The sequence below is a fragment of the Bacillus sp. A01H genome (assembly GCF_045277205.1).
In the GTDB taxonomy this organism is placed as follows: domain Bacteria; phylum Bacillota; class Bacilli; order Bacillales; family Bacillaceae_G; genus Bacillus_A; species Bacillus_A paranthracis.
In genome coordinates, this window is sequence record NZ_CP117702.1 from 3456162 (window position 1) to 3470348 (window position 14187).

At 35.9% G+C, this 14187-nt stretch carries 17 protein-coding genes; 1 reads left to right on the plus strand and 16 read right to left on the minus strand.

Annotated elements, in window-relative coordinates; translation table 11 throughout:
* Positions 1–7 precede the first annotated feature (7 nt).
* The 9 genes from PSR14_RS18215 to PSR14_RS18255 all read right to left on the minus strand — a co-directional run bounded on the left by PSR14_RS18215 (position 8) and on the right by PSR14_RS18255 (position 8147).
* A complete protein-coding gene (locus PSR14_RS18215) occupies positions 8–3643 on the minus strand; it encodes a DUF2207 domain-containing protein (protein WP_098487245.1) in 3636 nt (1211 codons plus the stop codon).
* Positions 3644–3873: 230 nt separating this feature from the next.
* Complete coding sequence (locus PSR14_RS18220; RefSeq protein ID WP_000415934.1) at positions 3874–4230, minus strand: hypothetical protein; 357 nt, start codon at positions 4228–4230, stop codon at positions 3874–3876.
* A gap of 4 nt (positions 4231–4234) precedes the next feature.
* Positions 4235–4825 carry a major tail protein gene (locus tag PSR14_RS18225; protein ID WP_098487244.1) on the minus strand — a complete coding sequence of 197 codons (591 nt, stop codon included), beginning with the start codon at positions 4823–4825 and terminating at the stop codon, positions 4235–4237.
* Positions 4826–5155 (minus strand): hypothetical protein, encoded by a 330-nt coding sequence (locus tag PSR14_RS18230; protein ID WP_098487243.1) that lies wholly within the window; start codon positions 5153–5155, stop codon positions 4826–4828. It abuts the gene before it with no gap.
* Positions 5152–5523, minus strand: a complete 372-nt coding sequence (locus PSR14_RS18235; protein WP_098487242.1) for an HK97 gp10 family phage protein — start codon at positions 5521–5523, stop codon at positions 5152–5154. Before PSR14_RS18235 ends, PSR14_RS18230 begins: the two co-directional genes overlap by 4 nt.
* Before the next feature lie 26 nt (positions 5524–5549).
* Entirely contained in the window at positions 5550–5903 is a 354-nt protein-coding gene (locus PSR14_RS18240; RefSeq protein WP_098487241.1) for a phage head closure protein, read from the minus strand.
* A 1-nt stretch (position 5904) separates the two neighbouring features.
* A complete protein-coding gene (locus tag PSR14_RS18245) occupies positions 5905–6198 on the minus strand; it encodes a hypothetical protein (RefSeq protein WP_098487240.1) in 294 nt (97 codons plus the stop codon).
* 5 nt (positions 6199–6203) lie between these two features.
* On the minus strand, positions 6204–7355 hold the full coding sequence (locus PSR14_RS18250) for a phage major capsid protein (protein ID WP_098487239.1): 1152 nt from the start codon (positions 7353–7355) through the stop codon (positions 6204–6206).
* A gap of 3 nt (positions 7356–7358) precedes the next feature.
* On the minus strand, positions 7359–8147 hold the full coding sequence (locus tag PSR14_RS18255; RefSeq protein ID WP_098487250.1) for a head maturation protease, ClpP-related: 789 nt from the start codon (positions 8145–8147) through the stop codon (positions 7359–7361).
* 373 nt (positions 8148–8520) lie between these two features.
* Here PSR14_RS18255 and PSR14_RS18260 point away from each other — a divergent pair, with 373 nt between their 5' ends.
* Entirely contained in the window at positions 8521–9750 is a 1230-nt protein-coding gene (locus PSR14_RS18260) for an IS110 family transposase (protein ID WP_098487274.1), read from the plus strand.
* A gap of 121 nt (positions 9751–9871) precedes the next feature.
* On the opposite strand, the gene PSR14_RS18265 is transcribed toward PSR14_RS18260, so the two are convergent.
* The 7 genes from PSR14_RS18265 to PSR14_RS18295 form a co-directional block, all read right to left on the minus strand.
* Complete coding sequence (locus tag PSR14_RS18265) at positions 9872–11026, minus strand: phage portal protein (protein ID WP_262727231.1); 1155 nt, start codon at positions 11024–11026, stop codon at positions 9872–9874.
* 6 nt (positions 11027–11032) lie between these two features.
* Positions 11033–12718, minus strand: coding sequence for a terminase TerL endonuclease subunit (locus PSR14_RS18270; protein WP_098487826.1), 1686 nt, complete (start codon positions 12716–12718; stop codon positions 11033–11035).
* Positions 12715–13026 carry a P27 family phage terminase small subunit gene (locus PSR14_RS18275; RefSeq protein ID WP_098487825.1) on the minus strand — a complete coding sequence of 104 codons (312 nt, stop codon included), beginning with the start codon at positions 13024–13026 and terminating at the stop codon, positions 12715–12717. The genes PSR14_RS18270 and PSR14_RS18275 overlap by 4 nt, the downstream gene beginning before the upstream one ends.
* Before the next feature lie 124 nt (positions 13027–13150).
* On the minus strand, positions 13151–13486 hold the full coding sequence (locus PSR14_RS18280; RefSeq protein ID WP_098487828.1) for an HNH endonuclease: 336 nt from the start codon (positions 13484–13486) through the stop codon (positions 13151–13153).
* Positions 13482–13754, minus strand: coding sequence for a hypothetical protein (locus PSR14_RS18285; RefSeq protein ID WP_001014577.1), 273 nt, complete (start codon positions 13752–13754; stop codon positions 13482–13484). The genes PSR14_RS18280 and PSR14_RS18285 overlap by 5 nt, the downstream gene beginning before the upstream one ends.
* A 6-nt stretch (positions 13755–13760) precedes the next feature.
* Complete coding sequence (locus tag PSR14_RS18290; protein ID WP_000778981.1) at positions 13761–13979, minus strand: hypothetical protein; 219 nt, start codon at positions 13977–13979, stop codon at positions 13761–13763.
* Positions 13979–14149 (minus strand): hypothetical protein, encoded by a 171-nt coding sequence (locus PSR14_RS18295; RefSeq protein ID WP_000398645.1) that lies wholly within the window; start codon positions 14147–14149, stop codon positions 13979–13981. The genes PSR14_RS18290 and PSR14_RS18295 overlap by 1 nt, the downstream gene beginning before the upstream one ends.
* Positions 14150–14187 lie beyond the last annotated feature (38 nt).

The window sequence follows — 14187 nt, forward strand, 5'->3', positions numbered from 1 at the left end:
CCCAAACCTAAAAGGCTGAGTTTCTTTGCTCTTCTCTTTCTTGATACTCTTTCGTATATCGATAAGTACCACGCGCCACATCTCGTCCCTCTAAAACAACTGGCACTTCAATAATCAAATCTCCACCTTGTGTTGGAATCATTCCATTTCCACCTGGTTGTCCAGGAGAATAATTAAACACTTGGTTTGCAACCGTATTTGTCATAGCTTGTCTACTATTGGACATACTTCCATATACACCACTCATAACAGACTTTAATCCTGCTAATTGACTCATAGAACTAGCCATCATCCGACTCATATCACCCATTAATTGATTCATAGTCCCAGTAATGCCGAGTGATTTTTCTTTTGATGATAAAGGTGTAACTGTGATTGAATTACCCTTTTTCGTAAATAATTCTGGTCCAGCTTCACCTGTAATAAATGAACCATCACCTACAGGTTTTCCACCTTTAGCAAGCATTGGTACATGTGGAATAGTTGGAGCACTTACTCCTGGTATATTATTTAACAATTCTGCTGGTGTATTAAATCCATCTATAAATTTATTAATGATACGAATAATTCCATTGATAGCTGTACGAATACCGCTTTTAATACCATCCCATACACCTAACACCGCTGATTTCATACCCTCAAATGCTCCACTAACTGCATTTGTGACCCAACGAACAGGAGTCATAATAGCTTCTTTCAAACCATTCCATACTGAAGATGCTGTTGACTTAATACCTTCCCAAATGTTTGAAAGCGTGGATTTAATACCGTTCCAGATACTACTACTTGTACTACTAATCATATTCCAAACAGTAGAAATAGCTTGTTTGATGTTATTAAATACGGAACTTGCTGTGGAAACAATTGAGTTCCATAAACTAGAAAGATAGCTTTTAATTGCATTCCATACCGCACTTGTAGTGGAACTTATCGTGTTCCATGTATTTACGATCCAGTCTTTTATTGAATTAAATATTGGCGTTACAAAAGCAACTAATCCATTCCAACATGATTGTAAGAAGCCCTTAACAGCATTCCATACAGTCATTGTTGCGGAACTGATTGTATCCCACACGGTAATGATCCAAGACTTGATTTGTTCGAAAATCGGCATAACAAATGCTACAAGCCCGTTCCAACAAGAAACTAAGAAATTCTTAATCGTTTCCCATACAAAACTTGTAGTAGAACTAATGGTATTCCAGCATTCAGAAATGAAATTCTTTATACCTTCAAATATTGGTGTAGCAAAGTATAAAATCGCTGTCCAAATCGCTTGTAAGTATTGAGTAATGAAATTCCATACAGTTTGAATCACTGTAGAAATACCATTCCAAATCATAGAGAAGAAATCAGCAATCCCTTGTAAAATAGGAGTTAAAAAGGCAACTAAACCATTCCATGTCTCTTGGAAGAAGGTTGAAATAGAAGTCCATACTTCGGTGAAGAAAGTTGCTATTCCTTGTAAAACAGAAGTAAGGTATTCCACAATTCCATTCCAAATTTCCATACAGAAATTAAAAATAGATGTCCAAATACCAATGTATGCTTCTAAAATGGCGGTTCCCCAAGTTACAACAAACTCAACTATTCCATTCCATAATCCTATTAAAAACTCCTTAATTGAGTTCCAAACTTCTGATGTAGTTTCACTAATACTATTCCATGTTTCACTTGCCCATTGTACTATGCTATCCCATATTCCTACTAAGAACTCTCCAATTGCATTCCAAGCATCAATTGTCCATTGCCTTATAGAATCCCAATTTTGATAAATTAGTACACCCAAGGCAACTACAGCGGCTACAACTATGGCAATTAGTGCGACCCACCCCATCATTGCAGCCCCTATACTCGATATGACGACAACAATTGGTGCTAAAGCCATAAATGCCCCCGCAATTACTCCAATAGCTATTGCGATAGCTGCCAAAGTAGCCGCTAATTTAGGGTTATTAGAAATCCAGTCAGCTATTTTAGCAACAACATCAGCTATAACCCCAAGAACAGGTTTAAGAGCCATTTGTAAATCTTGCATTGCTTTTTGAAATTTAACTGCTGGATTTGCATCCATTTTTTTAATAGATTCATTTAAGTTTTTTTGGTTCTTATCAAAATCTACAACTTTTTCTTTTGCACCTAGTAAAGTATTAATGATATTTTGCCCTTGATCTTCATACATCGTACCAAAAAATTTAACACCTAGTTCATTCCGTTTTGTTTCGTCATCAACCTCTGATAAAGCCTGCGCAATTTCAGTCATAGCTGCGGAACCTTCTTTACCACCGTTAGCTACAGCTCTCCCCCACTTTTCAACTTGTTCTGCTGAAATTTTTGTACCCTCAAGAGCTTCTGTCATAGCTTTATCAACGCCTTGACCAAATTCAGCCGCTTTGACACGACCTTCTTTTAAGCCATCTAGCAAATTATCAATATTCCAGGTTCCTGTATCAACACCAGCCTCCATAATCGCCTGTACTTCTTCAGCACTATATCCAGCCCGTGTTAATTGCCCACCATATTCAGCAATAATATCTAATTGTTCCGGTGGAAAGCCCATTTTTAGTAATGCATCAGCCATCCCAAGAGCGCCTTCTTGTGATATTCCCAATTCATTGCCGATTTCATTTGTTTCTTGAATTAGCTCAGTAAAATCTATACCTTCATAGGATTGTGCAATTGCGGCCGCTCCTTTTACGATAGCTGCATTCGCTTCATCACTTACGCCTTTATTTAAAGCCCATTGCCGGCGTACACCTTCTAAAGATGCTTCAGCATCCACTCCATAAGCTGAAATTCCCCTTACAGCTTCCTCTACTGATTTTTTCGATGACTCTGGAACATCAAAAGCTATATCAATTTTCGTTTGTAACTTTGACATATCCATTGCTTTTTCAATTGCAGTTGCAATTCCGCCACCAGCCGCTAAACCACCAATAACATTTTCAAGCCCTACTTTTAAGCCTTCAAATTTTTTCTCCGTCCTGCCAGCTTCTTGTTGTAAATCTCTTAGTTCATTTTGCACTTGCCGTATTGAGTTTCCAGCATCCACAGAACGAAGAGCACGTTGTAATTTATCAATATCTGTCCCTGCCCCTAATGCTTCACGACCAATAATTCCAATTGCTTGCTCTAATTGCTTACTTGTAGCCGTTCCATTTCGAATTGCATTCACAAGACGATTTCCTAATGCTCCTGCAAAATCATCAACACTTTTCCCAGTTGCGCTAAACAATGTTTCTAATTGCCTTGTGGAACTCGCTACATTATCTTGTTCAGCCTTCATATTTCCAAGCTTATTTTTCAGACCATTAAGAGACCCTTCTGTAAATTCAATCTCACGCCTAAAAGCACGATATTGCTCTTCAGAAATTTTACCGTTTTGAAATTGGGCTTGTACTTGTTGCTCCGCTGCCTTTAATTTATCTAATTTCTGCGTTGTATTTTCTATTTGTTGTGTGAGTAACTGTTGTTTTTGTGCTAATGCTTCCACATTACCGGGATCGAACTTTAGTAACCGTTCAACATCTTTCAACTCTTTGGTTAAATCATTACTGCGTTTATTTACGTCTTTTAAAGCATTTTGAAGACCTGTGGTTTCGCCACCAATTTCAATCGTAATACCTTTAATTCTTCCCGCCATTTTCTCACCCCTTTCTTAGAATGAATCGAAGTCTTTTTGATTTGCTTTTCTAACTTTTTCTTTGTCTGGATTCTCCATTTCAGCGAATTCAGCAATGTAATCAAAGCAATCACCAATTGTCATATCTTCTAAATCCCAACTTGTTAGTTTCGCTTTATAACAAAGAGCAAGGAATGTATCAGTGGTTAATTCTTCATCACTGAACGTCCCTTGCTCTCCATTACTTTTCTTTATTTTTTTTTTGCACCCATCGTACTTTGAATCATGTCCATAATTTCTGGAAGAATCTCAGAGATAGGGAACTCATCAAAACCATCTAACCATGTAATTGGATCAGCAATTTCTGGATTTGCTGTTTTTGCATATAACCAAACTAGATCATAAACAACCTCAAAATCTACTTTACTTAAATCTGCATTCGCTAAATCAATAGTAGCGCCAGCTTGAGGATTTGAAGGAGCAATAACTCCTAATTTGAGCATATCCGCAAATAAATCACGTCTAAACTGAGCTTTATAACGTTTAACTGTTGCTGCTGTACTTTTTAATCGGACTTGTTTTCCATCTATTGTAATTGTCTTTTCCATTCACTTACGCTCCCTTTTGTGTTTCTACTGATTTTTTTGTATATACTTCTTTGAACCAATTCTCATAAACTGCTTTCGTTGTTTTAGATGTAGTTTTTGTCTTAACCATACGTCTACCATTAATATCAATCGGACTAGAAACAAATTTAAGTTCATTCGTATTTGGTTCAGCCGAATTTGTTTTCGATTTAGATGCAACTGTTGGACGACTTGCTGAGTTATTAAACATAACGTGACGTGTTGCTTTTTCATCTCCATCAAATTCAAATAACAAGGCAAATGGTTTCCCTTTCGCATCAGCTAATTCATTTAATACACCATCTACTTCGTCTAACTCTTCACCTAAAACATCTACAGCAAATTGTTCTGGAATTGTCGCAATAGATAGCGTTCCATCGTAACCTTGGTTATTACTTGCTGAATAATAAAGCATGTCATCAGCATAGAACTCGATTAAATCACCACGTGGATCTAATGTTAATTCAACAGCTCCTGGAATCGGAATTGGAGTTTTAAATTTTACTACCCCATCTAAATTTTCATAAAGTGCATAATAAACATTTTTTAAACCGAAGGTAACTTTGTTCTCACCCATTTACATCAACCTCGTTTCATATATTTTTTGAAATAGTTTTTCGGATTCAATAAAAGTCCCATATGACTCATAAGGAATCTCATGATCGTCTAGGACTTTTTCAAGTTTGGCTTCTGCAACTAAATCTTTTTTATTTGTATAAAGCTCAATGTTTAAATCATTTATTTTGTGGTAGACCTTGTTATCAGCCATTAAATTTGCTGATCCATCCACAAGGAAACAAATATAAGGTGGCGCTGGTACTGGTTTAGTTGGTGTTGCTGTAAAATGAGAATAAGCCACAGGATAGCCTGTAGCTTCAAGGATTTTTGTTAATTCACCTAATATCATTTTTCAATCGCCTTCTCTATACGTTTTTCATATTCAGTCACCATCCATTCTTCAACAGGACGGATATGCGGAGTACCAAATACCCTTCCTCCATTTGCCGTCGCATGACCTTTTTCAAGTAAATGCGTTAATCTGTAATCAGTCCTATTGTGGATAAATATACTCTTACCAATCTTTTTTTTAGTCCAACCTTTTACATATGAACCTGATCGGATAAGTTTTTTATTCCGTATATTATTCTTAATCTTCTCAACGCCTTCAGACGTCAATTCATCTGTAATTTGATCAACATCTTCACTCACCACTTGTGAATATCTTCTTAATTGCCTTGTGATTTCATCTGTTAGTCTGCCAATCTGAATAGACATTATTTTTCACCTCGAAATCATTTATATCAAGTATGCTCCTTTGCGATAATAGTCAACGTTTGATACATTTCATCATCATTCATTGGAGGTTCGATAATATCAAAGATACGGTCCTTCATTTTAATTCGCATTAATTCTGTAATACCTGTCGTATAAGGAATTACAAACCGATAAATTCGTGTAGATTGTGAAGCCGAAGCTTCAATGTACTCCGAACCTTTTACCGTTTTTATCATTGCCCACGCTTTTTTTACTTCTTGCCAATTACCTGTTTCAACTTCTTGATTTAATTCATCTTTTATTACTTCAGGTTGTTCAATAATAATTCGATTTCTACAATCACCTGTATTCAGTGGTTTCTTGTACTGAAAAGGACGCATATTAATCACCGTCCAATTTAATTTCTTCTAACGCTTTATCGATGCCTAAACTATTAATCTGACTTAAAAAATTCTTATCAAAATACTCTAATGCATCGTTATAAACATAACGAGAGCGTTCAAAGACTAATTCCTTGAACTCCTCGTCATTATTTAAATCATAATCTCCGCAAACCCTAATTAACGCCTTGTTAGACGTAGAAAGGATGCGCTTTAGGTTATCATCTTCATCATCACCTAAGTGCATCCTATTTTTAAATTCTTGTAATATTTCAGTTGAAATCACTGTATCCATTCACATCATCCTTGTGTCGATGGCGTTACTTCTTCAAGTTTCAATGTATAAACTTGTGAAGTGTATTTATCCTTTGGTTTACCTGTAGCATATTGTTTAGCAATATAAACTGTCGCATCTTCTAAAGCTAGTGTTTCTTCATATTTCTTGATTGGCTCTGTTCCACCCATTGCTGCAACATATTGACCTTTAACAAAGAATAATACTTTTCCTTGAGGTACAAACACTGACTCTGTAAGGATTGGGTTAAATGGTAAGCTAGTTACATATACTCCAGCTGCGTTTTGAATTGTCGCGTTTGCCTGGATATCAAAAGTATCAAATGGATTAGTTACCATAACAACTTTACCAGCGATATTCTTTGGTCGATCTGCATCTGAACCATCAGCGTTTAACTTTTTAGCCAGTAATTTAACAACGCCTTTTAATTCATTGATTGTTTTGCGACCTGGTTCAAATGTTAAAGTTCCTACTGGCTTTTTATCAGGATATACTCCATTCACAACACTTCCACTTGGATCTTTTAATAATCCGATAGGTTCATTTTTACCCGTACCAGCTACAAATCCACGCTCTAAACCTACTTTCATTGCTTCTGTAATCATTGTACGAACATAACGTTCTACCCATACAGGCCCAAGTTTCAGCATGTCATTTGCTAATGGAATAAATGCCGTTAATTTAAGTTGTGAAATGCTATCTTTACGGAATGTAGCATTTAATTGCCCTTTAATATCATCAAATAATGGTCCCCATACCGCTGCGCCTTCTGGATCTCCGTAAATGAATTCTGTTACTGCACCTAAGTTCTCTAAACCAATATGTTGTAAGAAAGGATGATCTTCAACTAAGTCATCAAAAATACGTTCTTGAGTTGTTTTAGGTAAAGTTTCAGTGGACTTAAATCCACCTTCCTCAACAACCGCATTAAAGAACTTCATCTCCTCACTTGTTAATACATTTGCACCGCGAGATTGCATAATAGAACGATCTACCATTGATTCATTTACTTGATTTAAAATATCAGCTCGTACATCTGTAGCGAGTGCTTCAATCATGGAGTTTAATGCTACTGTTTGTTCTTCTGCTGTACCTTCCTGTGTTGCTTTCGCGAATGCTAGTTTCTTTTCTTCAAAATTATTAAATTTAATAACCATATTTTATTTTCCTCCTAAATTTAAAAAGAGCGTACTCAGATTCTGTTTCGGTTTAACAGGCTCTTGAATAGGCTCTTTTGGATTTTGATTCGTTTGTAAATCATTCAGAATTTCATTTTTTAATCCTGATAAAGCTGCGTTTAAATCTTCTTTTGTAATTCCTTGTGGTTTACCTTTACTCAGCGTTCCGCTTCTAAAGCCATCGATTACTTTTTGCGGAATCATGGCAGAATTGGCAATTGAAGCTGTCATTTTAAGCGAATTCTCCATAAACATTATTTCATCCACAAAATTATTTTCTAAAGCTTGTTGTGGACCCATCCATGTTTCTTCCGCCATCATATTAAGTAGTTCTTCTTCTGATTTACCACTTTTAATGACATAGGCATTTACAAGTGTACGATCTGTTATTTTTAACATCTCGGCCGCCTTTGTCATATCGCGATGGTCTCCACCACTCAACATTGATGCATTATGAATCATGATTTGTGCTGTTGGTGAAATACGAACCTTATCGCCAGCCATTGCAATAATAGAAGCCGCACTTGCTGCTAAACCAACAATTTGAACTTCCACATGACCAGGATAATTTTTTAATGCCGTGTAAATTTCTGAACCCTCATCTACATAACCACCTGGGCTATTAATTGAAACAATTAAATCCTCACCATTCGCATTATCAAGCTCTTTTGAAATCTTACCCGGACTTGTAGCATCCATTTCAAACCAATCATAAATCCAAACTTCATCATTTGAAATAATCGGTCCTTTAACGTCAATTTTCACCGTCATTTTCTTTCTCACCTCCTCGTATATTAATATTTAAGCCCTATTACAGGCTTAGATTTTCTTCTTAATAAGAGCCCTATAAATAAAAATACTTGGACGTCCCAAGATATTTCTAGATAATGATTTTAGGATCATTTGGGACAATTCTTTCACCTCCTGTGGATTTACCACATTTGAAGAGTGTTTCTCAGTGAACGTGCGGGACTCCCTACTCGCAGGCTGAGCAGCCTGACCCTCGAACCTAGATGATAGTAGCTCTAGGGCGGCTTTCGATTCAGGACTAGCTCTCATACACGAGGTTGTTGGTCGGCGTACACACTAGAGATATCTCGAGACGTCCAAGAAATGATTCTAATATAGAAGGGAGGTCTCTTACATGAGATTATTTGTTGGTTTAGATGTAAGTTCGTTTGATATGAAAGTTTGCTTTTTAAATGGTGATGGAGAAAAACTGGATTCTTTTTCGGTCAGTAATGACCTACCGGGAGCTACTACACTCAAAGAAAAATTATTACAGTGTGTTGCAGGTAAAGAGGTCGACATCCTTAAGATTGGTCTAGAATCCACCTCTGTTTACAGCTTTCATCCTTCTATGTTTCTTCACCATGATATAGATTTACAGCGTTTTGGAGCAAAAGTATTTCTCCTAAACCCAAAGCAAGTCGCAAATTTTAAGAAAAGTTATTCTGACATGAATAAAACCGATGAGATTGATGCCTTTGTCATTGCTGATTACTTACGATTTGGCCGTAATCAAATGTCTATCGTAAAAGAAAGCCAGTACGTGGCACTGCAGCAATTAACTCGATCACGATACCAACTTGTCAAAATGTTAACGAAAGAAAAACAACACTTTCTTCAACACCTAAGTTTTAAATGTAATACATTTTCACAAGAGGTGGATACTTCCGTATTCGGTAGCGCCATGACAGAACTATTTCTTGAAAAATTCAGCTTAGAGGAACTCGCTAATATGCCTTTAGAAGAACTCGCTGAGTTCCTACAGAAAAAAAGTCGAAACCGTTTTGGTGATCCAAAATGCGTAGCAGCATCCATTCACAAAGCTGTGAAAGTTTCTTATCGCTTGGATAAGGTTGTAGAAGATTCAATAGATGTCATCTTAGGTACATCCATCGCAGTCATTCGTACGTTTCAACAGCAAATCAAGGAATTAGAAAAGTCTATTAAAAAAATCATGGCTGGTTTGACCCAAACACTTGAATCTATTCCTGGAGTAGGCCCTGTTTTCGCTGCCGGTATCATTGCTGAAATTGGCCAAATCGAAAGATTTGACGATGAAACAAAAATAGCCAAATACGCTGGATTATACTGGCGAAAGCACCAATCCGGTCGTTTTACAGCCGAAGATACTTCATTATCCCGTACAGGTAATCATTACTTGCGTTATTACTTAGTTGAAGCCGCCAATTCAGTAAGAAAGCATGTATCAGATTATCAAGAGTATTACGTGAAAAAATATAATGAAGTACCAAAACATCAACACAAACGTGCACTCGTTCTAACCGCAAGAAAATTTGTGCGATTGGTGGATGCGCTACTACGTAGCCACCAACTTTTTACGCCTGGAAGGTGTGTGAAAGAATGACATAAAATTTTGTCATCGCTACCTTTCATTATTTTCCAGTAAATTACATTCGTTACTGGTTTAGTTTTGTGATGCCTTTTTTAAACAAATTGACCTTTGACAACTTTAAACTTTGTTATTTCTAAGTTGACATACTACCGCAGGTCTCAGATTCATCTAATTTTGTATAGTTTTTCGTAATATGATGGATATTTAGATTTGGATCATCAGAATCTTCATAATCTACTTCTGAACGAATCTCATTTCCTGTAAATGCACTTGAAGAAATGAGTTTATCAATACTTGTCGCAAGATCAAATATACTTTGATAGGAAACTGCCTTAATCACAATTTTTTGTCCCAAAAGATATTCATTCATTTCAAAGAATTTAACGTTCGCTTCATCAGATAGCTTTTTTAATAATGGCCTTACTGTGAAAAGCATATAATTTTTTGTTTGTTTTTCTACATCAGCCATTTCCCCATATATCAATGCTGTAGGAATACCAATTGCCATAGCTACTTGATTTAAGAAACCATTTGTTACTTTATTGATTTCATCCACACTTGGCCCATTCGCAACACCATTGTATATCTCGTTGTAATTAATACCCTTTTGTTGCGGAACGATAGCAAAATCCTTATTACCAAACGCCTGATACATATCATCAATAAACTTTTGTAATTTCGCTAGGTTCTCTTCGTTTTTGGAACCTGTCATTTCCATATCAACTGTTCCGCGAACTTGATTTTTACGTTTTTGAGAGTTTAATATTCTACCGAATAAATCACCATAGTCTGCAAACAGTCCATCAATAAGTGGAGATAATTTATCATTACGATACTTCAAATGAATAACTTCGCTTTGCTTAAAACTTCTCTTAAATGTATAATCTTTTACCCTTACACCAGTAAAAGTATCTTCAAACACAGCATACTCATTATGTTGAAATCCATCTGCAATAAGTAAATCACCATCATCTGCTTGTATGACTAAACACTCATTATCATAAATAAGTTTGCGAACAAACCTTTCCCAAAAGGTACTTGCGGTCATATTCTTGTTTGGTCTTACATTTAATCGATAATAAAGCTCATCCTTCTTAAATGCTTTACCATTTCTTACTCTAAATTCAGATTGACTAATTGTCCTTCCTAAAAATGATACGCATGTATCAATCGCCAATCGTTTCATATGAAGCCTGTTTGCTGTATCATAAATTATGTCCAAGTCCAACATGAAGTCCAATTCCTTATTTCTTTTAAATACTGAACCTAACCATCCAATTGTCACCACCCCCTTTTAAAATTTCAACGCATTCAGCAAGTCCAATGCTGCACCAACATCTTTTTCTCTTACCTCATCCGCTCGATACATAGCATGCACAAACGCTTGGAATCCATCTGTTTTTCTACGAACTGGCTCTTTCTTTTCATATATCTTATTTCCATCTTTTTTTATAACAACGAGTACATTATTGGTATACCAACGCATTAACGGATTATTACCAAAAATAATCTGACGATGTGCAAATGCAACTTCAATTCTAGGAGCGAGCAATCCATGAATAGCTTTCGGATTCCTAATGACTTCAACCTCAAACCCAGCATCCTCAAAAAGTGTCCGTAGCAAATCTGCACGATAATTATCCATTATGATTTTCTTAATATTATAATAATTTCGCATTTCAACAAACCAAGCAACTATAGTATTAGGATCAATCGTTTCTCCTTCTACGACTGTCAGAAGACCTTGCTCTTCCCATTCTCGGATTGGTGCAAACTTCTTCTTACCAGCCATTTCAGCATCCTGTTTTTTCGAATAACTATAGTATTTATCAACGAATTCCTTTCTAGCATACGAATGAGACTTCCATATATAATCCCCATTACCTCTAAACAGCAATCCGCATGCTGCAAAATCACGAATCATTGCATAATCGAGCGCACCAATACATTCTTGACCACGTAAGTCTGGTATCTCCCGATCTGTCGCTGCAATCTCTTCCCACTTTGCGACAGACCTTTCTAAATCTGTAACAGGTAAATTCATACGCTTTGTCATGAACTCTTCTCTGTTACTAGGGTCGTCCTCTAAATCTTCATATTCTTCTTTTATCGTTTCAAATAAACCTTCTGCATACTCGCTTAATGGCTTTGACAACATAGGATTAGCAAGTTCCCAATTATCAATATCATCAACTTGACTTTCATCATTTAGTTTACAAATGAATGGAAAAACTGCATTAGGACGAGCTTCGCCATTTAAAACCTTCATTGCTTTTTCTTTTAACTTATCTAAAAATCCATCTCGTACATATCCATCTGTACCAATATAAAACTCACGTGGATTTTTCTTTTTCCCCAAACCACTGATATGAACACGAACATCTTTATTACTTTCATATTGATGTATTTCATCAAACACAACGGCACCATCACGCAAACCATCTTTTGTTTCTCCATTTGAAGTTCTGTACTTCAATATACTTTTCGTAACCTTAGAAGTAGTTTGAGTCTCTGTTGCTTTAAATCCTTGCTTTAAAATTTCATATTTACGAACAGTGTCTTTCACCTCATCAGGACTTGTCTTTGCTTGATCTTCACTATTTGCAACAACTGAAATGTTATATTTAGGAATACCATGCAATTCACTAATTAAAAAATGAGTAATGACGGATATTAAACCGTTTTTTCCACCACCACGCCCTAACATCCACAAGAATTTCCGGTAAAAAACACGGTCATTGTTCTTATAAAATAAGAAAACGAATGCTATTAAGAATTTTTGAAATGACTGTAATGGAAAATACCACTTTTCCCCAAAGCGAATACACTTCTCAATCATTTCATCATCAAAATACAAATCGTCTCTGTTCAAAATATATTTTTCTAGATATTCAATTAACAGTTCTCTTTCTTTGTTGAACTTTATTTTCCCACTTCTATAAAGCTCAATATATTCATCTACATACTTTTGCCTAATCATATTAAATCACTTTGACTGTAACCCGAATTAGAAGCACCTGCTTTAGGCATAAATTTTATATCTCTTCCTAAAGCAATTAATGAACTGTTAATTTTATTCCTCTCACTTATAAGAGGGTGGGCTTTAACAAAAACTTGAGAACCGTTTTTTATCGTTACGGACTCGCCTTCTTTATTAATAGTTCTATTTATTTTTCTAAATGCTTTTACAAGATCAATATATCTTTCTACCTTTTCAACTTCGACTAAATCTGTAATATCAATGCTATTCATGAGCTGTTCTTTTAACCTCACAATACTAACAGCCATCTACCCACCCCCCCTTACGTGCGTAAAATCGAAAAAAACCTGACAGTTAACCCCCTCCTCCGGTGCCCCTTAGAGCAATTTTTGATGAAATTTTTTAAGGGGGGGTGTTATATTTGATTCTTTTTTACCACTTTTCATCGTGTTCCCATTTGTTTATCTTTTTAACAAATACTCTACCGTGTTCTTTATTATGGCAATCCACACAGACTGTTTCTAAGTTATCCATTTCTAATGCAAGCTCAGGATGATGTTCAAGTTCTTTTATATGATGGACAACGAGTTGTATCTTCTTACGCTTCGCACTCTCGCTGTATTCATTCGTGTCTGTTTGTACTCTTCCATTACGTTTGCATTCCTGGCACTCATAGTTATCACGCTTCTTTACTTGCTCTCGTATACTCTTCCATTCACCACTGTCATAGAACTTACGCTTCTGTTGTTTGGTCTTGTATTCTTTAATCACAACAACCACCAGCATATAATTGTCGCTCAGCTTCTTGTAATCTCAAAATACCTTGAACTGACTCAACATCACAGTTATTAATTAATAAGCAATACTTCTTTGCCTTGGTTAAATCATATTGCACACGATATACATCTTCACTTGTATCAGTGATTTGCACATCTTCTTTTAGCTTTAATGCTTCAATTAGTTCCTTTGTAGAAAACTTAGATAGAACCTCTACCGCATCTTTATGTACAATTTTTTCTACAAGCGTTCCATTCATCTATCCTCACTCCTTACTATTAATGAATTCATCCATTGCCTTACCAAGCAAACTAACCATTGCTTCTCTCTTTTGCTTTGGTGTTGTGTTATCTTCTAACTCATTAAATATAGGGATTGCACCTTCTAACTTCTGTTTATCGATACGCTCATTTACAAGGTCCTGTCCTAACATTGAAATGAATGTACCAATTACAACAGCTTGTTCTTGTTTAGTTAGTTTCATTACTCATCATCCTTTTCAATTAAATGCTCAAGACCTTTTAATGCTTGTTCACCATTCACATATATCGTTACATTTTTTAATATTGAAATTACATCATCTAATGATTGGATTTTATTCGGATCAATCTTATATTGCTTTAAAGGTTTAAATGTCATTGTTTTACCTTCCATCATTCATCCTCCTCCAAAATAAAAAGCATCCAAATGGA